Origin of the sequence: Pseudorhizobium banfieldiae, from assembly GCF_000967425.1 — a bacterium.
Lineage (GTDB): Bacteria > Pseudomonadota > Alphaproteobacteria > Rhizobiales > Rhizobiaceae > Neorhizobium > Neorhizobium banfieldiae.
In genome coordinates this window covers 2,251,176-2,275,252 of sequence record NZ_FO082820.1, presented here as the reverse complement: position 1 = coordinate 2,275,252, position 24,077 = coordinate 2,251,176, and the positions used below count along the sequence as shown (strand labels likewise).

General features: G+C 62.2%; 26 protein-coding genes. 8 read left to right on the top strand and 18 right to left on the bottom strand.

Annotated elements, in window-relative coordinates; translation table 11 throughout:
- Positions 1–40: 40 nt before the first annotated feature.
- The 7 genes from NT26_RS11130 to lgt form a co-directional block, all read right to left on the bottom strand.
- Positions 41–2,314, bottom strand: coding sequence for a methyl-accepting chemotaxis protein (locus NT26_RS11130; RefSeq protein ID WP_052638887.1), 2,274 nt, complete (start codon positions 2,312–2,314; stop codon positions 41–43).
- A gap of 108 nt (positions 2,315–2,422) precedes the next feature.
- Positions 2,423–3,355 (bottom strand): ribose-phosphate pyrophosphokinase, encoded by a 933-nt coding sequence (locus NT26_RS11125; protein WP_052638886.1) that lies wholly within the window; start codon positions 3,353–3,355, stop codon positions 2,423–2,425.
- 110 nt (positions 3,356–3,465) lie between these two features.
- A complete protein-coding gene (locus tag NT26_RS11120; RefSeq protein WP_052638885.1) occupies positions 3,466–4,188 on the bottom strand; it encodes a hypothetical protein in 723 nt (240 codons plus the stop codon).
- 78 nt (positions 4,189–4,266) lie between these two features.
- Positions 4,267–5,418 (bottom strand): M24 family metallopeptidase, encoded by a 1,152-nt coding sequence (locus NT26_RS11115; protein ID WP_052638884.1) that lies wholly within the window; start codon positions 5,416–5,418, stop codon positions 4,267–4,269.
- A 1-nt stretch (position 5,419) separates the two neighbouring features.
- Complete coding sequence (gene pgeF, locus NT26_RS11110; RefSeq protein ID WP_052638883.1) at positions 5,420–6,214, bottom strand: peptidoglycan editing factor PgeF; 795 nt, start codon at positions 6,212–6,214, stop codon at positions 5,420–5,422.
- A 117-nt stretch (positions 6,215–6,331) separates the two neighbouring features.
- Positions 6,332–7,432: a class I SAM-dependent methyltransferase gene (locus tag NT26_RS11105; protein ID WP_052638882.1), complete on the bottom strand. Its 1,101-nt coding sequence runs from the start codon at positions 7,430–7,432 to the stop codon at positions 6,332–6,334.
- A gap of 18 nt (positions 7,433–7,450) precedes the next feature.
- On the bottom strand, positions 7,451–8,257 hold the full coding sequence (gene lgt, locus NT26_RS11100; RefSeq protein WP_052642067.1) for a prolipoprotein diacylglyceryl transferase: 807 nt from the start codon (positions 8,255–8,257) through the stop codon (positions 7,451–7,453).
- Between the two features lie 186 nt (positions 8,258–8,443).
- Here lgt and NT26_RS11095 point away from each other — a divergent pair, with 186 nt between their 5' ends.
- The 4 genes from NT26_RS11095 to NT26_RS11080 all read left to right on the top strand — a co-directional run bounded on the left by NT26_RS11095 (position 8,444) and on the right by NT26_RS11080 (position 10,767).
- Entirely contained in the window at positions 8,444–8,701 is a 258-nt protein-coding gene (locus NT26_RS11095; protein ID WP_052638881.1) for an accessory factor UbiK family protein, read from the top strand.
- 395 nt (positions 8,702–9,096) lie between these two features.
- Positions 9,097–9,597, top strand: coding sequence for a type III secretion system chaperone family protein (locus NT26_RS11090; protein WP_052638880.1), 501 nt, complete (start codon positions 9,097–9,099; stop codon positions 9,595–9,597).
- Entirely contained in the window at positions 9,594–10,415 is an 822-nt protein-coding gene (gene proC, locus NT26_RS11085; protein ID WP_052638879.1) for a pyrroline-5-carboxylate reductase, read from the top strand. The genes NT26_RS11090 and proC overlap by 4 nt, the downstream gene beginning before the upstream one ends.
- A gap of 10 nt (positions 10,416–10,425) precedes the next feature.
- Positions 10,426–10,767 (top strand): tRNA-binding protein, encoded by a 342-nt coding sequence (locus NT26_RS11080; protein ID WP_052638878.1) that lies wholly within the window; start codon positions 10,426–10,428, stop codon positions 10,765–10,767.
- A 13-nt stretch (positions 10,768–10,780) separates the two neighbouring features.
- Here the strand turns inward: NT26_RS11080 and NT26_RS11075 are convergent, their stop codons facing one another.
- Genes NT26_RS11075 through NT26_RS11065 form a run of 3 tightly spaced genes read right to left on the bottom strand, consistent with a single transcriptional unit; the run spans position 10,781 to position 13,400 of the window.
- Positions 10,781–12,181, bottom strand: a complete 1,401-nt coding sequence (locus NT26_RS11075; protein WP_052638877.1) for an ATP-binding protein — start codon at positions 12,179–12,181, stop codon at positions 10,781–10,783.
- 8 nt (positions 12,182–12,189) lie between these two features.
- Entirely contained in the window at positions 12,190–12,885 is a 696-nt protein-coding gene (locus NT26_RS11070) for a response regulator (RefSeq protein WP_052638876.1), read from the bottom strand.
- A complete protein-coding gene (locus NT26_RS11065; RefSeq protein WP_052638875.1) occupies positions 12,885–13,400 on the bottom strand; it encodes a MarR family winged helix-turn-helix transcriptional regulator in 516 nt (171 codons plus the stop codon). Before NT26_RS11065 ends, NT26_RS11070 begins: the two co-directional genes overlap by 1 nt.
- A 353-nt stretch (positions 13,401–13,753) precedes the next feature.
- Here NT26_RS11065 and NT26_RS11060 point away from each other — a divergent pair, with 353 nt between their 5' ends.
- Positions 13,754–13,939: a hypothetical protein gene (locus NT26_RS11060; RefSeq protein WP_052638874.1), complete on the top strand. Its 186-nt coding sequence runs from the start codon at positions 13,754–13,756 to the stop codon at positions 13,937–13,939.
- Positions 13,940–14,009: 70 nt separating this feature from the next.
- Positions 14,010–14,663: an MBL fold metallo-hydrolase gene (locus NT26_RS11055; RefSeq protein ID WP_052638873.1), complete on the top strand. Its 654-nt coding sequence runs from the start codon at positions 14,010–14,012 to the stop codon at positions 14,661–14,663.
- A 52-nt stretch (positions 14,664–14,715) separates the two neighbouring features.
- On the opposite strand, the gene NT26_RS11050 is transcribed toward NT26_RS11055, so the two are convergent.
- From NT26_RS11050 to NT26_RS11040, 3 genes are all read right to left on the bottom strand, one after another.
- Complete coding sequence (locus tag NT26_RS11050) at positions 14,716–14,931, bottom strand: cold-shock protein (protein WP_046633016.1); 216 nt, start codon at positions 14,929–14,931, stop codon at positions 14,716–14,718.
- A 429-nt stretch (positions 14,932–15,360) separates the two neighbouring features.
- Positions 15,361–16,257: a DMT family transporter gene (locus NT26_RS11045; RefSeq protein ID WP_052638872.1), complete on the bottom strand. Its 897-nt coding sequence runs from the start codon at positions 16,255–16,257 to the stop codon at positions 15,361–15,363.
- Positions 16,258–16,358: 101 nt separating this feature from the next.
- Complete coding sequence (locus NT26_RS11040; protein ID WP_052638871.1) at positions 16,359–16,673, bottom strand: hypothetical protein; 315 nt, start codon at positions 16,671–16,673, stop codon at positions 16,359–16,361.
- A 225-nt stretch (positions 16,674–16,898) separates the two neighbouring features.
- Between NT26_RS11040 and NT26_RS11035 the strand changes: the two genes are divergently transcribed.
- Positions 16,899–18,101, top strand: coding sequence for a pyridoxal phosphate-dependent aminotransferase (locus NT26_RS11035; RefSeq protein WP_052638870.1), 1,203 nt, complete (start codon positions 16,899–16,901; stop codon positions 18,099–18,101).
- 57 nt (positions 18,102–18,158) lie between these two features.
- Here the strand turns inward: NT26_RS11035 and NT26_RS11030 are convergent, their stop codons facing one another.
- Together NT26_RS11030 and NT26_RS11025 are read right to left on the bottom strand one after the other, a co-directional pair.
- The gene (locus tag NT26_RS11030) at positions 18,159–19,424 is read right to left on the bottom strand and encodes a PQQ-dependent sugar dehydrogenase (RefSeq protein ID WP_052638869.1); all 1,266 of its coding nucleotides are present in this window, start codon (positions 19,422–19,424) and stop codon (positions 18,159–18,161) included.
- Between the two features lie 158 nt (positions 19,425–19,582).
- The gene (locus NT26_RS11025; RefSeq protein WP_052638868.1) at positions 19,583–20,710 is read right to left on the bottom strand and encodes a calcium:cation antiporter; all 1,128 of its coding nucleotides are present in this window, start codon (positions 20,708–20,710) and stop codon (positions 19,583–19,585) included.
- Positions 20,711–20,909: 199 nt separating this feature from the next.
- Here NT26_RS11025 and NT26_RS11020 point away from each other — a divergent pair, with 199 nt between their 5' ends.
- Positions 20,910–21,173, top strand: coding sequence for a DUF2188 domain-containing protein (locus NT26_RS11020; RefSeq protein WP_052642066.1), 264 nt, complete (start codon positions 20,910–20,912; stop codon positions 21,171–21,173).
- Positions 21,174–21,289: 116 nt separating this feature from the next.
- On the opposite strand, the gene NT26_RS11015 is transcribed toward NT26_RS11020, so the two are convergent.
- The 3 genes from NT26_RS11015 to NT26_RS11000 form a co-directional block, all read right to left on the bottom strand.
- Positions 21,290–22,408 (bottom strand): alkene reductase, encoded by a 1,119-nt coding sequence (locus NT26_RS11015; RefSeq protein WP_052638867.1) that lies wholly within the window; start codon positions 22,406–22,408, stop codon positions 21,290–21,292.
- Positions 22,409–22,443: 35 nt separating this feature from the next.
- The gene (locus tag NT26_RS11010; RefSeq protein ID WP_425287708.1) at positions 22,444–22,758 is read right to left on the bottom strand and encodes an ArsR/SmtB family transcription factor; all 315 of its coding nucleotides are present in this window, start codon (positions 22,756–22,758) and stop codon (positions 22,444–22,446) included.
- A gap of 413 nt (positions 22,759–23,171) precedes the next feature.
- Positions 23,172–24,074: a LysR family transcriptional regulator VtlR gene (locus NT26_RS11000; protein ID WP_052638865.1), complete on the bottom strand. Its 903-nt coding sequence runs from the start codon at positions 24,072–24,074 to the stop codon at positions 23,172–23,174.
- Positions 24,075–24,077: the final 3 nt, after the last annotated feature.

Genomic DNA, 24,077 nt, shown 5'->3' with positions numbered 1-24,077 from the left:
CCTGGTGGAGCCGGCGCTTTGAACGACGAGAGTTAGTAGGTCAGGCCGCGCGACGATCGCCCTGGCTTGCGCCGGCATTGCCGACGGAGAAGTGGCTGATCTGCTCGTTCAACACTTCCGCCTCGTTGGCCAGCGAATGCGCCGACGCGGAGGTCTCCTCGACCATGGCGGCATTCTGCTGCGTCACCTGGTCGAGGCCGCTGACGGCGGAATTGATCTCCGTCAGGCGCGCCGACTGTTCACGCGACGAGCCGACGATCGCGCCGATATGCTCGTTGATCGACTGGATGTTGCCCTGGATGTGTTCCAGGCTTTCTCCGGTCTTGAGGACGAGTGCGACGCCGTTCTCGACATCAGAGGCCGATGCCGTGATCAGAGCGCCGATGTCGCGCGCCGCGGTCGCCGACTTCTGCGCGAGTTCCCGGACTTCCTGAGCCACGACCGCAAAGCCCTTGCCGGCTTCACCGGCACGTGCCGCCTCGACGCCGGCATTGAGCGCCAGCAGGTTGGTCTGGAAGGCGATCTGGTCGATCACGTCGATGATCTGACGGATCTTGGAGGATGAGCTTTCGATCCGCTCCATCGCACCGATCGCATCGCGCACCACGGCTGTGGAGGTGTGTGCGCCCTTCAACGTATCGGCCGCGACGTCCACCGCCGTCTCGCAACGGTTCAGGGCGCCGTTGACGGCTCCAGTCATTTCGCCGAGAGCCGCGGCAGCCTCTTCCAGTGCCGCAGCCTGACGTTCGGTGCGCCGCGACAGATCGTCGGAGGCCATCTTCAGTTCGCTCGAACCTGCCCGGATGGTGGTGACGCTGCTGCCGATCGCGGAGATCGTCTCCTCAAGACCGGCCAGCGAGTTGTTGAAGTCGTGGCGCAGGTGATCGAGCGACGGGGCGAAAGCCTTGGTGATGCGCTGGTCGAGCTTGCCGCGGGAGAGGGCGGCGAGACCGGTTGCGAGCGCCGAGACGGCTTCTTCGATCTCACGGGCGCTGGCGGCCTTCTCGGCCTCCCGCTGCTGCCGCTCCTCGTCGATCTCCTCGCTCTTGCGGTGAGCCTCTTCCTCCATGCGTTCCTTGTCCAGGGCACCCTGGCGGAAGGATTCGAGCGCGCGAGCCATGGTGCCGACCTCGTCGCCGCGCCCGGTATGCTCGACGACGATCGATTTGTCGCCGTCATTGAGACGGTTCATCAGCCTTGCGAGTTCCGTCAGCGGACGCGTGAGGCGGGCGGCGATGTACGTGCCGGCGAGGCCCATCACGACCAACACGGCAAGCGTGGCGAGGATCGCCCAATAGGCGAGTTCGCGGGCCGATGCCAATACCTGCGCTTCGTTCTGGCCCACAGCCAGAAGGTGCTTCTCGCCGAAGAGGGAAACCGGCTGATAGGCGAAGAACAGCGGCTTGTCGGCCACGGTTGCGAACGCCGAGCCGGTGGTCTGCCCCGTGGCCGCTTCGGCAAGATCTGCCGGGACGTCGTGCGATTGTCCGTCGACGAAGGAGCCGGTGCGGAAAGTACCCTTGCTGTCGAGCAGCAGCGCCTCGTCGATCGACGTGCCGTACTCCTTGGGAGTGACGGCGTTGACCAGTCGCTCTGCCGACACCCTGAAGATGACCGCACCCTTGACGACAGTGTCCCCCCAGGAGGAGACGGCCAGTTGCTTGCCGATCAACGCAGAAGGCTTGCCGCCATCGGCATCGAACGGAGCGAAGGTCGAGGTGTGGATCTGGTCAGAAGAGCCGCCGTTTATCCGGCCGAGGATATCGTTGATGCCGGAGATCGCGGAGGCCTGTTCGAGGAGCTCCGAGCCCTTGGTAACGGAGTAGATCACCTGGCCCTTCGTATCGACGATATAGATTTCACTGACGCCGGCGTTCTTCCAGGCGCTCACGATCGTGCCGTGGATGGTCGCGTGCTGGATTGCGTAAAGGAGCTTCAGCCCGGCGTCGCTCAACTCGGCGCGCTGCATGGGGGTGAGGTCCGACTTCTGGTAGGCGGCCCGGATCTGGTCTCCCTCGGCGGGGATGATGTTGGACATCGTATCGACCGCCTGGCCGATCGCGCTGTTCTGACCGAGTTCGCTCAGCGCCTGTTGGATCCTGGCCTGGTATGTCGAGAGATCGTCGGACTGGTTAGCGGCGATCGACTCAAGTCGAAGCTGGCTGGCTTCGATGAGCCCGCTCTTGCCGATCTGATAGCTCAGCAAGCCGACGGAAAGGCAGGATACGAAGGTTGCACCAACGACGAGCCCGGCGAACTTGGCTTTCAGCGACCAAGATTTTCCGGCGCCGACACGCTTCAATGGCTGCGACATGACGATAAAGATCCCCCACACACGTAAAACTGGTGCGGAAGCTTTGTCAGTAATTCATTGCGGCAGCGTTAATGAACGACTCTCGTATACTGCCGTCTGAGCCGCCGGTCAGTCGAAGAGGCTGGAGACCGATTCCTCTGAAGCCGTCCGGTTGATGGCTTCGCCGAGCAGGTTTGCGGTGGTGACGACGCGGATATTGTGGGCCGACTGCACGGCCGTGGTCGGCTGGATCGAGTCGGTGATCACGAGTTCGCGCAGCTTGGATGAAGTGATGCGGGCGACGGCGCCTCCGGACAGGACGCCGTGGGTGATATATGCGGTAACGCTGGTTGCGCCCTTGTCCAGAAGGGCTTCGGCAGCGTTGCAAAGCGTTCCGCCGGAATCGACGATGTCGTCGACCAGCAGGCAATCCTTGCCGGCGACTTCGCCGATCACGTTCATCACCTCGGACTCACCGGCACGCTCGCGGCGCTTGTCGACGATGGCAAGCGGACAGTCGATCCGCTTGGCGAGCGAGCGGGCGCGCACGACGCCGCCGACATCGGGAGAGACGACCATGACGTTCCTGACGTCGTAGTTGTCCTTTACGTCGCGGGCGAGGATCGGCACGGCGAACAGATTGTCCGTCGGGATGTCGAAGAAGCCCTGGATCTGGCCTGCATGAAGATCGAGCGTCAGGACGCGGTCGGCGCCCGCCTCGGTGATCAGGTTGGCGACGAGCTTGGCGGAGATCGGCGTGCGGGGGCCGGCCTTGCGGTCCTGGCGGGCATAGCCGAAATAGGGGAGGACCGCGGTGATGCGCTTGGCAGAGGACCGACGGAAGGCGTCGATCATGATCAGGAGCTCCATCAGGTGGTCATTGGCAGGGAACGACGTGGACTGGATGACGAAGACATCCTCGCCTCGCACGTTTTCCTGTATCTCTACGAAGATTTCCTGGTCCGCAAAGCGTCTGACGCTGGCTTTTCCGACTGGTACATTGAGATAGCTGCAGATCGCATCGGCAAGCTGCCGGTTCGAATTGCCTGCGAAAACCTTCATTTCGGTCCGCCCGTTCTGACGCTGGATGGGCGCCTTTTACCGTTGCACTAGCCGAATGCAAGAGCGTTCGGTCCAGCTCCCCTAATTTTATGAATAAACCGTGACGTCCGTCAGCCGGGACGCGTATTCTTCCAGGCCACATATTCGTTGATCGTCTTGGTGGCGATCGTCTCCATGGTGGCAGTGGGAACAGCCGACCACGGATCGCCCCGCGGAGAGGCCGCGATCCGCTCCTGACCCTGCACGCGGTGCAACCGGCCCCCACTGTTGTCGAGGATGTCCCAGACATAGACGACGGTCACGGCTTCGCCGTCGGCGAAGGCGGAGAAATATCCCTTGAGGATGTGATCCGTCGTGCTGTCGCCTGAGGCCCGGATCGTCAGCCCGCTCGCACGTGCCTGTGTTCCAAGCTGGCGCGAAAGCGGCGTTACCGCCTGCAGGGGCGCCCCGATGATGGGTAGGAAGCGGACCGAACCTTGCGTGGCGACGGCCTGTGGGGCCGGCTGTGCCGGTGCGGCCGCTGGCTCTGCTTGCTGGCGCTGTTGGACGGGCGGCGAGGAAGCCGCTGGGGAAGCGCCGGATTGCAGAGCCTGGGCTTGCGCTTCGAGCGTGTTCTGCGGCGGGTACTGTCGGGGCTGTTGGCCGTAGGTGTCGGAGCCGTAGTCCTGTGGATCAGGCGTCCGCGCGAGCCGGTCGGCCTCGGCCTGCGTCACCGGTGTCGACGGTCGCAGCCCCCCACCAACATCGGCCGGCGGCGTCAGAGCGTCGGTCGTGCATCCCGCCAAAATTGCCGAAGACAATGCGATGACCAGTCCTGCTATCACCAACCGCATGCCGCCTCCGTCGCCCGGTCCGCCCGCGCCGAACTTAGAAGCTCGGTTTCCGGCCTGTCAAATCGGCCTGTGGATGCCTCATCTCAGGATGAGATCGAGGCCGTGGCGCGACAGTGGTTCAGGAGCGTCTTCCGTGGTGAGATAGGTGTGGCCGAGGGTCATGGCGGTACCGGTGTCGGAATCCATGATGATCATGTGCGTGAACAGCGTCATGTTCGGCAGGATTTCCTGCGGGTTGCCGACATGGAACATCTGGTGCTCCATCCAGGACGGGGAGAAGCGGGCGCCGAGAGAGTAGCCGCAGGCGTTGAGCCTATGGCGCGTCAGTCCGCGCTCGTCGAATATCTCCGCGTGGGTATCGAAGACGTCCCCGAACGTATTGCCCGGGCGAAGCACGCCTTCGATCCCTTTGATCGCTTCGTGGCACGCCTTGTAGAGCTCCCGGTGACGAGCGCTTGGCTCTCCAATCACCACGGTGCGCATCATGGCGGCGTGGTAGTGGGCACTGACGCCGGCCCATTCGAGCGTGAGTTGGTCGCTGGCTTCGAGTGTCCGCCGGCCGGCCTTGTAGCGGCAGAGCAGGGCGTCTGGGCCCGAGCCTATGATGAATTCGTTCGCCGGGTAGTCGCCGCCGCCGCTGAAGACGGCACCCTGCATGGCGGCGAGGATATCGGCCTCGCTTCCTCCGGCCTTGATGAGGGGAAGAGCTGCATCCAATGCATCATCGGCCAGTTCGGCCGCGCGCCTGACATGGGTGACTTCGGCCGGGCTTTTGACGAGGCGAAGCCCGCTGACCAGGTATGAGGCGTCGATGATCTGGCCGAACGAAGCCAGTTGATTGTCCAGGAGGCGCGCCACCCGTCCCGTCATGCCGTGCGTGTCGAATTCGATGCCGATGCGGGCGCCAAGCAGGTCGAAGTCGCTCAGGAGGTTCTTCAGGTCGAGCGTCGGGTCGGCGTTCACACGGTCGACCCAGACGACCACATTCTCGATGATCGACGTGTGGCGCGCCTGCCGGAGGTCGGCCGAGCGCGTCAGGAGCGTCATCGTCCCGTCCGCCTTGACCACGAGCGTCTGGAAGAAGCAGTAGCCGAAGCTGTCGTAGCCGGTGAGCCAGTACATGCTTTCCTGGGCAAAGAGCAGCAGGGCTTCCAGCTTTTCCTCGCGCATCTTCTCGACAAGGCGCTCGAGCCGGGCGGCATATTCCTCGCGTTCGAAATGCAGCGCCATCTTACTTCTCCGTCATCGCTATTGCGGAAATCTGGCGACCGTAATCCGGCTCGCCCCGGTGCGTGGTGCGGCGATAGGAATAGAACCTCGTCTCGTCGGCATAGGTGTCCATCCCCAGATGCGTGGCACGAATGCCGGCGGCTTGCAGCCGGTGCAGGGTCAAGGCCTGAAGGTCGAAATAGGCGTGCCCCTGCTTCGGCGCCGGCGTGAAAAAGGCGTCGTAGCCATCATCGAACTGAAGGAATCGTTCGATGAACTCGGGTCCGACTTCGTAGCTCTCCGGCCCTATCGAAGGGCCGAGGCATGCGGTGATCCCGTCGCGATCGGCGCCGATGCTGACCATCGCCTCGACGGTGTTTTCCAAGACGCCGCCCAGCGCTCCCTTCCAGCCTGCATGGGCAGCTCCAATGACACCGTTGTCTCCGTCGCAGAACAGGACAGGGCCGCAGTCCGCCGTCAATACGCCCAGTATCACGCCCGGGGTCGCGGTCACCAGCGCGTCCGCCTTCGGACGCTCTCCTCCGTATTGCGCATCTACCACCACCACGTCCGGCGAGTGGACCTGATGCACGGTGGCAAGCCGGTCGAGTGGAAGGCCGAACCATGTAGCAACGCGGTCACGGTTTTCCCTGACCTTGTGCGTCTCGTCGTTGGAGCCCACACCTACATTCAGCCCGGCATAGATCCCTTCGGAAACGCCGCCCTGGCGGGTGAAGTAGCCATGGCGCACGCGGCTGCCGCCGTTTTCATTGAGGAGCGGGCTTTCGATGGGCGTCGGCGAAGACTTTTCCGTCATGGGCAGGCTGTCTCTCATGTCTGGAGGGGTAAGGCCAGGGGCCGATGCACAGGTTGTGCTGCTTCGTCGGCGGCGATGTTGGCGCGACCGTGGCTGGGCTGTCAATCTCCATGTTCGTCACGCCACCGGACGAAACGGTGCAAGATCAAGCGCCGGGGAGGATACTGCAATCACCTTGAAAAGCTCGCCCATCTTGCCCGCTCCCTCGCCAGCGAGCCTGTCGACGGCGGCGGCGATAAGCTTCTGGTCGGCTGCGTTCTTGCCGCCGGCGAGTGCTGCAGCCCGCTCGGAGAGCCCGAGGCCGCGAAGGAAGTCTCCTTGCCTCATGCCACCATTGAGGTGGATGCCGCAACCAAGCGCTATCCGCGCCAGGTCCTCGAAATCCACGTGGCTCGTCAGATCGGCTTCACCCGGATGTGCCAGCGGTGGATCATATGCATGACCGCGAATAGCCTGCAGCGTATCGCCAAAGCCGGTGACCATGTGGCCGTAATCTATGATCAGCGCGGTGCCGCCCGTGGCCTTCAGCCGGTCGCACAAGGTCGACATCACCGCCTGCCGGGCCGGGGCGACCTCGAAGATCGTACCGTCCGGCACGGACGAGGCTGGCGAAGGGAGAAGGGCAGGATCAAGTCCAGCGACACCAAGCGAGAAGGACAACTGGTCGTCCCCCTCGAGTGCCACGACGCGTTCGCGAAACCCCTCCGGCGTCTTGACGAACTGGCGGATAGGAATGGCGTCGAAGAGTTCGTTCGCCACGATCAGAGCAGGGCCCGGCGGCGCTTCCTGGAAATCGCGATGCCAAGCGATCCGGCGGGAATGCGATTCCAGCGTTATCCGCTGCAGGCCGCGCAGGCGCTCGCTCGTTTCCACCAGATGAATGCTCATCCCGTCGAACAGTCGTGGTGCGAGACGGCTGATGACCCGGAGCATGTCCGCCATCATGGTGCCTCGGCCCGGGCCAATCTCCACCAACCGGACGTCTGCGGGTGAACCATGCTGCTGCCAGGCATGAATCATGAAGATCCCGAGAATCTCCCCGAAGAGCTGGCTGATCTCTGGCGCAGTTATGAAGTCTCCCGCTGTCCCAAATGGCTCCCTTGTACGGTAGTAGCCGTGCTCCGGATCGGCGAGACACATGGCGAAGTAATCGCCCACACTCATGGGGCCGGTCGCCCGGATCAGCCTCTTGATCTTTGCGGCGAGCGGCGTGCTCATGGTACCCAAAGTCTCCGTTCAGGCGGCGCTCTTTCGAGCCCGCAACATCAGCCAGACGCCCAGGGCGACCATTGGCAGCGACAGCACCATCCCCATCGTCAACCAGCCGAACGCAAGATAGCCGAGCTGGGCGTCCGGCTCGCGGAAGAATTCCACGAAAATCCGGGAGAGGCCATAGCCGCAGACAAAGGCGCCCGCCACGAAGCCCGGCCATTTCAGCGCCTTCCAGCGCAGAACGAGAAACGCGAGGACGGCCAGAAGGAGGAGGCCTTCAAGGCCCGCCTCGTACAACTGGCTTGGATGACGAGAGAAGGGCCCGCCGGTGGGGAAGACCACCGCCCATGGGACATCGCTGATCCGTCCCCACAATTCGCCATTGATGAAGTTGGCGATGCGCCCGAAAAACAGGCCGAAGGGAACGACTGCGGCAATCGTGTCGAACATGCTGAGGACCGGTATGCCGTTGCGGCGGGCAAAGAGGATCATCGCCAGCGTCGCGCCCAGAAAGCCCCCGTGGAAGGACATGCCGCCGTTCCAGATCTCTATCGCCCGCATCGGATCCTGCGAGACCGCGGCCAGATCGTAGAAGAGCACATAGCCGATGCGGCCGCCGAGAACGATGCCGACCGCCACCCAGAGCAGGAAGTCGTCCAGATGCGCGGCAGTAAGGGGGGAGCGGTCCTGCGGCCACAGTGCATCATTCGCAGCCAGCCTCCTGGCATAGAGCCAGCCGCAGAGGATGCCGGCGACATAGGCCAAGCCATACCAGTGAACCGCGACGGGTCCGATCGCGAAGGCGACCGGATCAATGTCCGGAAACGGCATGACGGCGAGCGTATTCAGAACTTCCAACAAGGCGTGCCTTCCCACGGATGCGACAGGGGCGGAACATGGCGACAGGCCCGACAGCGGTCAAGGCCAATCTCCGGGCTGTCTATCGGCTTGCAAGAGAAGGCGCAAAACCCTACTTCACCAGCACGGCGCTGGCCGCAACCACGGGAGCTCATGACCATGTCCAACGGCACGAACCGAATCCTAGACGATTTCGCCAAGTTGATGACCGACGCAGCCGGGGCGGCCCAGGGACTGCGGCGAGAGGCGGAAACGGCCTTCCAGGCCCAGGCGGAGCGCTTCCTCAACAACATGGATGTGGTCAAGCGCGAGGAGTTCGAGGCGGTGCGCGAAATGGCGGCACGGGCGCGCGATGAGAACGAGGCGCTGAAGGCGCGCATCGAGGCACTCGAGGCAAAGCTCGCGACGCAAGGGTGACGCCTTCCGCGCAGCTTAGGCGCCGTAGACGGCTCACGGTCGCGGGATCACGCCGCGGCCGCTAGATCGTTAAAAAACGAAGAAAATTTCGCTCCTGTGGACAGGTCCAAAAAAGACAATCCCCAGAGTCGCTTATGACTCCCAGCTGAAGCCGTGCAGCAACCGCTCCAGCACTCCGTCCACGTCAAAATGGCCCTCGGGGGCTGGCAGCCGGACTCGGCAACTATACACTGATTTTAAATGATGATTCGAAACGGCCCGTAAGCTCCGGGCAGGTTCGCGGCCCTATACTTGTCGGTGTCGGGCGATCATCAGAATTGTTGTTTCCGGTGGTGTGTCCTGCGTCTCGCGTCCTTCACGAACGTCAGATTTCACTCCGGTCGAAAAGGTGCTGCATGAGCCTCATGGAATTTGAATTCGGTCGCCAGTCCAATCCCGTCGACATGATCGAGGTCGTCGCGGCATCGAACGACTGGGCGTTCGAGCGCTCGGGCGAAGACGAGATTGCCATGACGGTCGAGGGCCGCTGGGCAGATTATCATGTCTCCTTTTCGTGGATGGAGGAGTTCGAAGCCCTTCATCTCGCCTGCGCCTTCGACATCAGGATCCCCGACGCAAGGGTCAACGAGGTGATCCGCCTGCTGTCACACATCAATGGGCAGGTGTTGATGGGGCATTTCGACCTGTGGCGACAGGAGGATGTGGTCATCTTCCGTCAATCGCTGTTGCTCGCTGGCGGGGCCGAGCCCACGAGCCAGCAGGTGGAGGTTTTGTTATCCAGTGCGCTCGACGCCTGCGAGAGCTACTTCCAGGCCTTCCAGTTCGTCGTGTGGTCCGGAATGGACGCCAAGAATGCCATGGAGGTTGTGTTGTTCGAGACCGTGGGGGAAGCATGAGCGGCGCGGCTCCCGCGGGTTCGGTCGTTCTCGTCGGTGCCGGCAACATGGGCGGTGCCCTGCTTGCCGGATGGGTGGATGCCGGAGTGCCCGGCAAGGCGATCATCGTGATCGACCCTTCGCCGTCGCCGGAGATGCAGACGCGCATTGTCGATGCCGGCGCCCGACATGCGGTTACCCCGCCGGAAGGCATCGTGCCGGAGATCATCTTTCTTGCGGTGAAGCCGCAGGTGATGGACGCAGTGCTGCCATCCCTCAAGACCATCGTCTCCGCCGACACGGTGATCGTATCGATCGCCGCGGGGAAGACGCTTGCCTCCATCGAGGGGCATCTGGGGCAGGGAGCGATGGTACGCGCCATGCCCAATACTCCCGCCATGATCGGCCGTGGGGTGACGGGTGCCTATGCCAACGGTCGTGTGACCAGCACGCAGCGCGCACAGGTGGACGCATTGCTCCGGGTCAGCGGACCCGTGGAGTGGGTGGCGAGCGAGCAGGATATCGATGCCGTCACCGCCGTATCCGGCAGTGGACCCGCCTACGTCTTCTATCTCGTCGAATGTATGGCGGAGGCAGGCCGCAAGGCCGGCCTGCCGGCGGACCTCGCCATGCGCCTCGCACGGGAAACAGTCTCGGGAGCCGGTGAGCTGTTGCACCGGTCTCCCGAGACACCTTCGCGCCTTCGCCAGAACGTTACGTCTCCGGGTGGAACCACGGCTGCGGCGCTCGCGGTGCTGATGGCGGAAGAGGGCATGCAGCCGCTGTTCGACAAGGCAATCGCAGCCGCACGGCAGCGGGCGGAAGAACTCGGCAGCTGAGGGCCGGCAGATGACAGACGAAATCTCCTACGGCGACTTCGAGAAGGTCGATATCCGCGTGGGGACGGTGATCGAGGTTGCGCCGTTCCCGGAGGCGCGCAAGCCGGCCTGGAAGCTGAAGATCGACTTCGGCGCCGAGATCGGCGTCAAGAAATCTTCGGCGCAGATCACGGTGCACTATGACGAGCAGGATTTGGTTGGCCGCCAGGTGCTCGCGGTGGTGAACTTTCCGCCGCGACAGATCGGCCCCTTTCGCTCCGAGGTGCTGACGCTGGGCTTCGAGGACGAGGCGGGGGCTATCGTGCTGGCGGCCGTGGAGCGGCCGGTGCCGAACGGTCGGAAGCTGATGTAACCGCCTCAGGCTATCAGGCTGGCACCCGGACTACTGCTCTCAGGCCACCTTGCGGACTGTCGGAAAGGGTGACGTTGCCGCCATGGGCGTGGGCGATGTCACGCACGATCGACAGGCCGAGACCGGTGCCGGACTTGTCGATGTTGCGCGCCTCGTCGAGCCGGAAGAAGGGCTTGAAAACCTCCTCGCGGGATGCCGCGGGAATTCCGGGGCCATCGTCATCGAAGATCAGGGTCAGCCAGCGGGCCGTGTGCCGGGCCTCCACATGCAGCGCATCTCCATAGCGCTCGCTGTTGGCCGCAAGGTTGTTGACCAGGCGGCTGAACGCGTTCGGCCGCACGGCGATGTCGTCGTCCCCGTCGATCTCGTAGGTCATCTTCTTGCCCTTGAGCCGGAAGTCCTCCCGGATCTTTTCCAGGACCTCGCTGAGGCGCAGGTGGCCGACATCCTCCTCTGATTCACCCTTGGCGAAGGCCAGATACCCTTCGAGCATGTTCTGCATGTCATCGACGTCCTGCGCCATGCCTTTCAGTTCCGGCCTGTCGCCGGCAAGCGCCAGCTGCAGCTTGAAACGGGTCAGGATGGTTCGAAGGTCGTGACTGACGCCCGACAGCATGGCCGTCCGCTGCTCGAGCTGCCGTTCGATGCGTTCGCGCATGAGGATAAAGGCGGACCCCGCGAGCCGGATTTCGTCGGCGCCACGCGGAGTGAAATCGGCAATCCGCTGGCCCTTGCCGAAGGCCTCGGCCGCCTGGGCGAGCATCAGGATCGGTCGGATCTGGCCGCGCAGGAAGAGAACGGAAATGCCGATGAGGGCTAGCGCCGTGCCGGCCATCCAGACCAGGAAGATATGCGTGTTGGAGGCGTAGGTCTGACTGCGGCGCGTGAAGACACGGAGCACTTCGTCTTCGAGCTTGATGCGTATTTCGACAAGGTTGCTGTCGCCCACCGTGTCGATCCAGAAGGGGCGCTGGATACGATTGCTGATCTGGTCCGCCAGGATGCCGTCGAGAATGGAGAAGAAGGGCTTGGGGCGGGGCGGCGGCAGTTCCCCTCCAGGCTCAATCGCAACGGTCAGGTTCAGTTCGTTTGCTATGCGGGAAATATAGCCCTGATCGACGCCGTCCGGATCGGTTTCTATCATGGTGATCAAGGCTGCTATATCCCGCGTCACCCCCTCCGACAGGCGCTCGGTCACCATTCGCCAGTGGCGTTCCATGAAGACCGCGGCGACCACGCTTTGCAGCAGCAGCATCGGTATGATGACGATCATCACCGAGCGGGTGTAAAGCCGGGTCGGCAAAAGCCGCTTCAACCGGCGCTTGATCAGGCGCAACCCCGGAATCTGGATGGCGCGGAAGTCCCTTCGAAGGGTGTCGAACGCCGCGATGGCTCTCGTGCGTGCGTCCGCCATCGGGTTGCTCAATCGATGCTCAGGCGGTAGCCGATGCCTCGGACCGTCTGGAGATAAACAGGATTGGCGGGGTCGTCCTCGATCTTGCGGCGCAAGCGGTTGATCTGCACGTCGATGGTGCGTTCACCGACCTCGGCATCATCGCCGATCAATTCATGGCGGGGGATGGTTTCGCCTGCGCGCAGGGCGAAGAGGAGCATGATTTCCTGCTCCCGATCGGTGAGCCGGATATGTTCGGAGGCCTTGCGGAGTTCCTTGCGAACAATCGAGAACGTAAAAGGGCCAAACATGATCTGCTCGATCTTCGGCGCATCGGGCGAGGCATTGCGCTTGATGATGTTGTTGATCCTCAGCACGAGTTCGCGGGGATCGAAGGGTTTGGAGAGATAATCGTCGGCACCGGCTTCCAGTCCGGCGATTCGCGATTCCGCCTCGGCCTTGGCGGTGAGCAGGATCACCGGCGTGGTTCTGTTCTGGTAGAGCGACTGCGTCAGGGACAGGCCGGATTCGCCCGGCATCATGACGTCGAGGATGATGAGGTCGTACTTCAACCCGTCCAGCTTGCGTCTTGCCTCGGCGGCGTCGCCCGCTACCGTGACGCGAAAGCCCTGTTCGCTCAGGTATCGGCTGAGCAGATCCCTGATGCGGGTATCGTCATCGACGACGAGGAGGTGAGGGGCATCATCGGATAGAAGTACCGTCATCAATCCAGCTCGCTTTCAATCACCTGCAGGCTTGGGTCGCGCCCGCGCATCTTGCCGAGGAAGCTTATCACCGCATCCCGCCCGTCGGGAGAGAGGGAATTCAATGCGTTGGTGATGCGACGCGACTGTGGCTCGGAGAGGGCAAGCGCCAGTTCGCGCCCGGCAAGCGTGGGGTAGAGCCGCCGTTGGCGACGGTCTTTTGCGCCTGCCATCTGGCGGATGTAGCCCATCTCGATCAATTGCTTGAGGACGCGTGCAAGGCTCTGCTTGGTGATCTGCAGAATGTCGAGAAGGTCGGTGACCATCATGCCCGGATGACGTGAGACGAAATAGACGACGCGATGATGGGCACGCCCCATGCCAATCCTGGCAAGGATCGCATCCGGATCGGACACGAAATCGCGATAGGCAAAGAACAGAAGTTCGATGGTCTCGAAATCGATCTGCGCCTCGTTCACCGCCGGTAGTACCGGCCGTTCCTTCTTCACTGCTTTTGCTGCCGGTGCACGTGACACCCTGTCCTTCCCCGGCGTCTGCCGCAGCCATGCGCCGGACGCTCTTCTTCTTCGCCAAACCTGTCCCGATAAAGCGCGAACGGGCGGAACAATCAACCGCAATCGTGAGAGCAGGGAGTGTGACGCGGCGCTGTTTGCCGTGATGCCCGCAGCGGCTGTGGCGCCGCGGTCGATCTCACGCAGCAGAGGCGATGCCTTGGGCCCATCGTGTCGTAACCCCCTTGGAAGCAACCTGTTCCCGCGAAAGAGCATGGCAGAAGCGCGCGGCGGCGGCGAAGGAGCAAAGCTTGATTTTTGCGGAACCGAAGCCGGGGCAGCGCCGTTGCCGTGTCCATACAGATCGGAGAGAGACAATGCATACAGAAGACACTTCCAAGACGGCCGGCGCTCCCGAAAAGCAGTCTCCGTCGAACTCGCTTCGGCCGCTGCTGATCACCGTCTTTACCGCAAAGGTTGCCGTTTCTGCCCTGTTGCTTGCCACTGCATCCTTCGCACCTCCGGTATCGGCAAATGGCGCCTACATGACGGCCTCCAACTAGTCCTGCCCGCACAAGCCTTGCCACCCTCGCCAAAGGCATTGTAGATCGGCCCGAGATTGTGGAGTTCCTCATGGGCAGATTGCAGGCCGGTATCGTCCCGGTGACCCCCTTCCAGCAGAATTGCGCCATCCTCTTCGATGCTGACACGAAGGGTGGCGTGGTCATCGACCCGGGTGGCGACGTGGAGCGGATCGTCGAGGCAATCGATGGCAACAAGCTGACCATCCGCGAAATCTGGCTCACGCATGGCCACATCGACCATGCCGGGGGCGCGGATGAATTGCGGGAGGCGCTCGGGGTCAAGGTTATCGGACCTCATCGCGATGACCTGCCGCTCCTGCAGGGGCTAGAAGCCCAGGCGAAGATGTTCGGTGTGCCGATGAAGGTTCGCAACCTAGAGCCCGACCGAATTCTGACCGATGGTGAGCAGGTTTCCTTCGACGGGCATGTCTTCGATGTCTACCATTGCCCCGGCCACGCGCCCGGCCACGTGATCTATTTCCACCGGGAGCAGCGGTTTGCGCACCTGGGGGATGTGCTGTTCAACGGCTCGATCGGGCGCACCGACCTGCCTGGTGGCGACCATGCAACCCTTCTCCGCTCCATTCGGGACAAGGTTCTGCCGCTGGGCGATGATGTCGGTTTTCTCTGCGGCCACGGCCCCGGCGGTCGTATCGGCGAGGAGCGGAGGAGCAACCCGTTCCTGCAAGGGATAGAAGCATAAAAAAACCCGGCATGACTGCCGGGCCTCAACTCGAATGGAAAGCCTTCCGGGCTTAACCGGAGATCTGCAGGTTGACCGCCTTGGGTCCCTTGCCACGACGATCCGGTTCCGTGTCGAAGCTTACTTTCTGATTTTCCGAAAGACCGGACAGGCCGGAAGCCTGTACAGCAGAGATGTGAACGAAGATATCGGCGCCACCATTGTCTGGCTTAATGAAGCCGAAGCCCTTGTCGGTATTGAAGAATTTTACAGTGCCAGTCTCGGCCATGCATCAGGTCCTTTTCTTCCTGTCCGTGTTCAGCGGCGGACAGCATCACAGAAACGCCCCGAAGGGCGGGCGGCAGGCAGCTTTAAGAAAGGGTCCCTGTCGTTACCGCGGTTATCTGGCTGGTGAATTTTGATTCCGTCCCCAGAAGTCCGCCCGAAGTTTTGACGCCTTCGGATCGCATTATTATAGGTCTTCCCATGCTCGTAAATTGCCCGAACTTGCACAGAGTGCTGTGTTTCTTGGGAATTGGCAAGAAAAAGTTTTGCGTCACCGGAAGGGGCTGAGTCGGTGCGTTGTATACTCCGGACAATGCGAGATTTCGCAGTGAAACTGAAGTAGAGACCTGACCTGTTCTGTTGCTCTAAACAGTCCGCCTGGTGGTGCAGAGATTTTGTCAATGGCGGTTAGCTGCGAGGCAGTAATGGGCGTTCAACTGGTGACGCTTCGGGATCTGCGACGGGTGAGTTCCGGCACCAGTTCCACCAGGAGCATGGTCGTGAAGATGATGGCACAGCCGACATAGCCGATCGGCGGCAGTATTTCCCCCAGCAGGAGCGCCCCGAGGAAGCTGCCGAACAAGGCTTCGCTCGACAGGAAGATGGCGGCCTGCGGTGCGGTCGTATAGCGCTGGCCAATGACCTGCAGCACGAATGCCAGGCCGGACGAGATTAAGCCAACATACAGGATTTCGGCAGCCGACGCCCGTATGACCTCCCAGCCGATGGTCTCTGTCGGGACTGCGAATGACAGCGCGAGCACCGAGCAGGTGGCGAATTGCGCAAAGGCGAGCGCCAGCGGCCGCCCGGTGGAGGTGACGAAAAGCCCGGCAAGAATGATCTGCACGGCCCAGAAGAATGCGCAGACGATCGTCAGGTAGTCGCCTGGCGTGAGGTTCGTCAGTTGTCCGCCGCTCATCAGGAAGATGCCTGTAAGCGACATGGCCGCTGCAGGCCAGATGATCCAGTGCGGGTAGCGTCGCAGGACGATGACGGAGATCAGCGGGACGAAGACGACGTATAGACCAGTGAGGAAGCTGGAGTTGGTAACGGTCGTGGTGAGAAGCCCGATCTGCTGCGTGATCGCGCCGCCGAAGAGGGCGAGGCCGACCGCTACGAAAGCAAGCCAGTCCCGGCGGCCCAGTTGGGTGGTGGCCTTGCGGCTTTCGAGCCAGGCAAAGGGCAGCACGGCGAGGGCGGCAATGGCGAAGCGCAGGCCGACAAACCAGAAGGGCTGGATATTGTCCATGGCGGTGGACTGCGCCACGAATCCGCCGCCCCAGATCGCGGCGGCGAGCAACAGAACAAGGTTCGCTTGGATGCGGGTCATGGAGCGTAGTCGGCTGGGTGAGGGGTGACGCTGGCGTGGACGCGATGCCTAGCAGCGGCGGCGTTGCGCATCAAGGGCAGGTGAGGGAGGTGGGCTCCGCTTTAGTCGCGCCCGCGCTCGTTCTCGGCCTTCAAGACGTCGCGGAAGCTGCGCCGCGAGAGGATGAAGCCTCCGCCCGCCATCAGCAGAAAGCCACCGATGGTGACGATGAAGGCCAGGCGGGGGTCGAGCACGGCCGAGATCGGACGAAAGGCCTGAACGACGGAGAATGTAACCGGCAGTTCGCTAGCGCCCATGGGGCCCTCAATGAGGACCAGCATCATGGCGACACAGGCTGCCAGCGCCGCGATGGCGATCGAAAACGGCGAACGCAAGAATGCGAACCTACGAGCTACCCTCTTTTCGTCGAGGAACATCGTCCGTCTCCATCGCGCTCCACACCTGACACAGGAGGCGATGGAAGAAGGGCGGATTTTGGGCAGACGAAGCGCAATTGTTCGAAGGTCGGCAAATGCTGGATCACAGCGGCTAAGCGATGCTCGCTTTCGGCTTGAAACCCGGTCCCACATTCGACATACAACTTTCGGCGGTTCCGGTGCGCGGTCCCGCAGTGTTCAACCGACTTTCCAGGACTTGAAATCATGGCCTTTCTTGCCGACGCACTTTCTCGCGTAAAGCCATCTGCTACCATTGCCGTCTCCCAGAAAGCTCGCGAGTTGAAGGCAAAGGGCCGCGATGTCATCGGCCTGGGTGCCGGTGAGCCAGATTTCGATACGCCGGATAACGTCAAGAAAGCAGCGATCGACGCGATCAGCCGGGGCGAGACGAAGTACACGCCGGTCTCCGGTATTCCGGAATTGCGCAAGGCGATCGCCGAGAAGTTCAAGCGCGAGAACGGCCTGGACTACAAGCCGGAGCAGACGATCGTCGGAACGGGCGGAAAGCAGATTCTTTTCAACGCCTTCATGGCCACCCTTAATCCCGGCGATGAAGTGGTCATTCCGGCGCCCTATTGGGTTTCCTATCCCGAGATGGTTGCCCTGTGCGGCGGTACCCCGGTCTTCGTCACGACGAAGCAGGAGAACAATTTCAAGCTGACGGCCGAAGAACTCGAAAAGGTCATCACGCCTAAGACCAAGTGGTTCCTCTTCAACTCGCCTTCGAACCCGTCGGGTGCGGCCTACAGCGCTAGCGAGCTGAAGGCGCTGACCGACGTTCTCCTGAAGCATCCGCAGGTCTGGGTCCTGACAGACGACATGTACGAGCACCTGACCTTCGGCGACTTCAAGTTCGCAACGCCGGTCGAAGTGGAGCCGAAGCTCTACGGCCGGACGCTGACGATGAACGGTGTCTCGAAGGCCTATGCCATGACCGGCTGGCGCATCGGCTATGCCGCCGGACCGCTGGAGCTCATCAAGGCGATGGACATGATCCAGGGCCAGCAGACGTCCGGCCCCTGCTCGATTGCCCAGTGGGCAGCCGTCGAAGCGTTGAACGGGCCGCAGGATTTCGTGGCGAAGAACAAGAGGATCTTCGAAGGGCGCCGTGATCTCGTCGTCTCGATGCTCAACCAGGCGACCGGTATCAAGTGCCCGACGCCGGAAGGCGCCTTCTACGTCTACCCGTCCTGCGCCGGCCTGATCGGCAAGACCGCTCCGTCCGGCAAGGTGATCGAGACCGACGAGGATTTCGTGTCCGAGCTTCTGGAAGCCGAGGGCGTGGCCGTCGTGCATGGTTCGGCATTCGGCCTTGGCCCCAACTTCCGCATCTCCTACGCGACCTCCGAGGAGGAACTGGAGGAAGCCTGCAAGCGGATCCAGCGCTTCTGCGCGGCCTGCCGCTAAGCAAGATGCGACTTCTTGAAAGGGGCCCGCCGGCAAGCCGGCGGGCCCCTTTTTTCATCAGCCTGCCTTGGTGAGCTTGACGATCGTCGACCCGCCGCCGCCGCGTTGCTCGGTGACCGCATAGACCGCACCGTCCGGTCCCACCTTGACGTCCCGGATGCGGGCATTGAGAGGAACTCGCTCCTCGTACTGCACGCGGTCACCGTCCATATGGACCACGACGATACCCTGTGACACCAGACCGCCTATGAGGAACGCGCCCTGCCATTCCGGAATGGCGTCGCCATCGTAGTAGGCCATGCCGGAAGGGGCGATGACCGGATCCCAGTAATAGACCGGCTGTTCGGTCTCTGCCTGCTGGGTAATGCCTTCACCGACGGGGTCGCCGCTGTACTCGAGACCGTAGGTCACTTCGGGCCAGCCGTAATTCTTGCCGGGCTCGGGCCGGTTCAGCTCGTCACCACCGCGGGGACCATGCTCGACGGTCCAGAGACGACCCTGCCCATCCAGTGTCGCCGACTGAAGGTTGCGATGACCGAGGCTCCAAATCTCGGGCTGGGCATTCTCCTGGCCGACGAAGGGATTGTCGGGCAGCGGCTCTCCATTCCTGTCGATCCGGAAGATCTTGCCAAGGCCGCTGGAGAGATCCTGGGCCTGAACCCGCGGCTCGGGATCGGACCGCTCGCCGACCGTGACATAGAGCTCGTCGTTCGGGCCGAACACCAGCCGCGAACCAAAGTGCTTGTTGCCGTCATAACTCGGCGTCTGCCGGAAGATCACCTGGACGTCCTCGAGCGTTCCGCCGCCCTGATCGTCCGTGACCAGCTTGGCCGAGGCGACCGATGTCCCGTTGCCGTGGTCCCGCTGTTCGGAGAAGGAGAAGAAGATCATGCCGGACGATTCGAAGTCAGGCGCGAGCGCGACATCCAGAAGGCCCCCCTGCCCATCGGAGAGGACCTCAGGGACGCCTTCCAGTGCAGGCCCGGCTTCGCCTTCGGCGGAGACGATGTGCATGGCGCCTTGCTTCGCGTTGACGAGCATTCGTCCGTCCGGAAGGAATTCCATTGCCCAGAGATGAGGCAAGTCTTGGGCGACAACCTCCGTCTCGATCTCGACAGTCTCGGCTGGTTGTGGCGCCCGCGTCTGACCGGCAAATGCGGGCTGCTGGTCGGGTGCGTTGGCGGGCTTCGTCTCGACCGGTTCTCCGCTTTGCGTGTTCTCGTTCCCGGTGGCTGGTGCTGCACCTTCTTGTGCCAAGGCTGGCACCGACAACAATGCCGCAGTGAGCATGGTTCCGGACAGAAGCACGAGCAGACGGTTCATGATTGATCTCCTTTCTATGACAGGTTCCCGGGATGCGAGACTTCCGGTTGTGGACCTCATCTAGGGCGTCATGGCCAAGCCGTTGAACACGCGACCATCAAGTTATGTTTATCGCAGGATGCAATGAGGACCGGTGATCGCGACGTGCGGCGAGGGTCTCACAGGCCCAGGATGGTCAGCATCACGAAGGTTGCGAAGAGGACGAAATGGGTCATGCCCTCGATGGCATTGGTCTGGCCGTCGTTCAGGTTGATGGCCACCGCGATCAGGGTGATGGCGACCATGACGGTCTGAACCGGGGTCATCGCCATCAGGAAGGGTTGGCCGGTATAGAGGGCGATCGCCTCCATCACCGGGACCGTCAGGATGACGGTGGAGAGCGACGCTCCGAGGGCGATGTTGACCACCGCCTGCATCTGGTTTCGGAGCGCAGCGCGTAGCGCGGTCAGGATTTCCGGCGCTGCCGAGATCGTCGCCACGACCACCGCCATCATTGCGGGCGGGGCGCCGGTTCCCTCCAGTCCGGCGTTGAGGAGGGTGGACATGAACTCTGCGAGCACGCCGATGATGATGACGCCGACGAGGATCACGCCGATGGAGACGGCAGCGGATTCCTCGGCCGGATCGTGCTTTGGCTCTTCGTCGGCACGCCGGACGGCTCCGTTCGCAGCGGCCCGTCGATGGGTCGTCGGATAGCTATAGCTGAAGAAATAACTATGGGTGCCAACCTGCATGCGCAGGAAGAGGGCGTAAAGAGCCACCATGGCGCCAATGGTGAAGGCGGAGTACAGATGCCAGCGATCGCGCGGGACGAACTCCGGTACCACCATGGAGATGCCCATCGCGGTGAGGATCATCACGCTATAGGTGCGACTGGAATCGTCATTATAGGACTGCTCGCCGTGCCGCAGCCCTCCCAGCAGCGCAGCGAGCCCGAGGATGCCGTTGATGTCCAGCATCACCGCTGCGTAGATCGTGTCGCGGACGAGGGTCGGCGACGATGCGCTACGCATCATGATTGCGAGGATCAAGACCTCGACGGCCACGGCCGACAGCGTCAGGATCATCGTGCCATAGGGGTCGCCTACCTTGCGGGCCAGGACCTCGGCGTGGTGGGCGACGCGAGTCGACGCAAGGACGATGACGGCGATCAGCGCGGCTGAGGCAATGAGTGCAGCCGTCTGCCCCATCTCCAGCAGCGAATGTTCGGTGAAGAAGAAAAGGACCGCAATCGCTGCCGCGACCGGCAGAAGCCTTTCCTGTTTCAGAATCGATGCAGGCGCCACTGGCTGTTCCTCAGTCTGTGCAGCTATCTATGGTGCCGGAGCGGCGCATCAAGTCTGGTCGGGGGTGGTTTGCGGCCTTGCCGGTTTGATGTCATATTTCTCCCCGCACTGGAACCTCGCGGCGCCAACGACACTTTCTCAGAACCTGATGCGCCGGGGCGTTCCCCGCGCGACGGGCGAAAGAAAGGACGTGAGAAGCATGACCAAGGTTGTCTACAAGGTCGTCCAGCATGATGGTGGCTGGGCCTATCGTCTCGGTGACGTCTATTCCGAGACGTTCGCCACGCATTCCGATGCCCTGCAGGCGGCCCGCATCGTGGCAGCGGAGCAGCAGGTCGGTGGCGAGCCGGAAGAAATCAGCTGGCAGGACGAGAACGGCGTTTGGCACACCGAGTACAGTGACGGCGGCGATCGTCCCGAGGCAGAGGTAGTCGACGGCGAGGACGAGCAGCGTCAGGCTTGATCGCGGACTTTTCAGGCGGACATTCTGTCCCGAACCAAGTGGCACCGATCGTGCAGGCTATTGAGGGACAATGGCTTGCCCGGGGAAGAGGGGCGCCGAAGGCACCCCTCTGAAGATCAGGCCGCTTCGAGCGAGGGGTAGTCGGTGTAGCCCTTTGCGCCTCCACCGTAGAAGGTATCGCGATCGGGCGTGTTGAGCGGGGTGCCGGAGCGGAAGCGTTCGACCAGGTCGGGATTGGCGATGAACAGACGCCCGAAGGAGACGAGATCGGCGCGGCCGCTGGCGACAGCCTCCATCGCCGCATTCCGATCGTAGCCATTATTTACCATCCAGCCTGCCTTGCCGCCGGCCTCGCGATAGGCGTTGCGGAAGGCGTCGTAGTCGAATGCAGTTCCTTCGTACTGGAAGCCGCGCTCACCACCGGTCGCTCCCTCGATGACATGGATGAAGGACAGGTTGCGCTTGGCCAATTGCTCGGCGACATAGTTGAACAGCGGCTGGGGGTTCTTGTCCGAAATCCCGTTGGCGGGCGTCGTCGGCGAAAGACGAATGCCGGTGCGGCCGGCGCCGATTTCCGCAGCCACGGAATCGACGACTTCCAGCAGGAAGCGGGAGCGGTTCTCGATCGACCCACCGTAGTCATCGGAGCGCTCGTTGGCGCCGGTTTTGAGGAACTGGTCGATCAGGTAGCCATTGGCGCCGTGGATCTCGACACCATCGAAGCCGGCCTCGATCGCGGCACGAGCCGCCTTGCGGAAATCATCGACAATGCTCGGGATTTCGGGGGTCTCCAGGGCCCGCGGTTCCGACGTCTCGACGAAGGCGCCGGTGCCGTCCTCGTTGATGACATAGGTCTTGGACTTGGCGGGGACAGCAGACGGTGCGACAGGCAGGCCGCCGTTCGGCTGTAGGGAGACATGCGAGACACGGCCGACGTGCCAAAGCTGGGCGACAATCTTGCCGCCCTTTTGATGGACGCCCTCAGTGACCTTCTTCCAGCCTTCGACCGCCTGCGGGAGGTAGAGGCCAGGTACGTCGGCGTAGCCTTGGCCCTGCTGGCTGACGGGGGTGCCTTCGCTGATGATAAGACCGGCAGTGGCGCGTTGTTCGTAATACGTGGCATTCAGGTCGTTGGGGATCGCCTGCGGGGAGCGGTTCCGGGTGAGCGGTGCCATGGCGATACGGTTGGCGACATCGATGTCACCGATCCTGATAGGGTCGAAGAGATTGGTCATGGAAGTCCTTTCCTTGGGAGGATGCTGTGAGGTAATCAGAGCCTGTCTTTTAGCTCAGAGAGGAAAGCCTGGATCGCTGGCTCGTTGCGGCGATAGAAGGACCATTGGCCGACACGGCTGATCTCCACCAGACCAGCCCGGGCGAGGGCGGCCAGATGGGCCGAGACTGTCGATTGCGAAAGACCACAGCGCTTCTCGAACTGCTGCGAACAGATGCCCATCTCCAGTGGATGAAGCTGGGAGGTGAAATGCTTCTCGGGCTCACGCATCCAGTTTAGGAATTCCAGCCGCGTGGGATGGGCCAAGACCTTCAGGATATCGACGTGATCAATCGAGCTTATATCGTCCATAAACGATATATAGATCGCATTATTCCGATTTTAAGAGGCAAAAAAGAGGGCCGGGAGAAAACTCCAGGCCCGAGGTGTGAAGGTCAAACCTCCAGAGGGGAACAGCTGAAGCGGCAACTTTAGGTTGCCGTGTCCAGCCAACCCGTCGCAATAAGGGGGCTCGCCCCGATCGGCAAGAGCCGGGCCAGCATCAAGACAAAAAAAAGGGCCACCGGATCGCTCCAGGGCCCTATAAGTGTGAAGGTCAAAAAACCTCCAGAGGGGAACAGCTGCTGCGGTGGAACTGGGAGGAAAGCCACCATGTGCATCAGCTGTGTGCGATATGGTGGTTTTTTGTGCACTGAACAATGGTCAAAACTGCAGGCCAGCCATGCAGCATGCGCAGGACTTGGGCATCTGCCCAGTACAACCTCTCAAAAGTTCCAGTTCCTCGCCTTGGTGACGATGAAGTCGCGGAAGACCTTCAGCTTGGCGGCGTTCTTCATCTCGTCCGGATAGCAGAAATAGGTATCGAAGGAGGGGATGTCGGCCGCGAGCGGCAACTGGATGAGCCCGGGATCGCGGCCGACGATATAGTCCGGCAGGACGGCGATGCCGATCCCCAGTAGGCAGGCTCTCTTGATCGATGTCTGACTGTTGATCTGCAGGTGAGGTGCCCGCGGGTTGTCGGAGGACCGCCCAGCGTTTTCCAGCCAGTTCACGTCGAGGAGGTAGTTAGGAGCAGGCTCACCGAAAGTGATGATGCGGTGATTGTCGAGGTCTTCGATCGTGTGGGGCTCCCCGAAGCGATTGATGTAGGAGGGCGCGGCATAGACATGCATGTGCACCGTGAACAGCTTGCGCTGAATGAGGTCGGACTGCTGCGGCTGGCGCAAGCGAATGGCGCAGTCGGCATGGCGCATGTTGACGTCGAGTTCCTCGTTGTCGAGGAGGAGCTGAATCGACATTTCCGGATAGAGCTGCAGGAACTCCTGGACCTTGTCCGTCAGCCAGCCTTGGCCCAGACCGACGGTGGTGGTGACGCGGAGCTTGCCCGACGGCTTTTCCGTCGTCTCCGTCAGTTGCATCTTGACCGTCTCGAGCTTCAGCAGGACGTCGTGGGCCGTCCTGTAGAGGAGCTCGCCCTGCTCGGTCAGGATGAGACCGCGCGCATGGCGGTGAAAGAGTTTGACGCCGACATCCTGCTCCAGCGCGCTGACCTGGCGGCTGATGGCCGACTGGGACAGATGCAGCTTGTCGGCGGCATGGGTGAAGGAGCCTGCCTCAGCCGCTGCGTGAAATATCCTCAGCTTGTCCCAGTCGAGAGGTACCCCCATGCT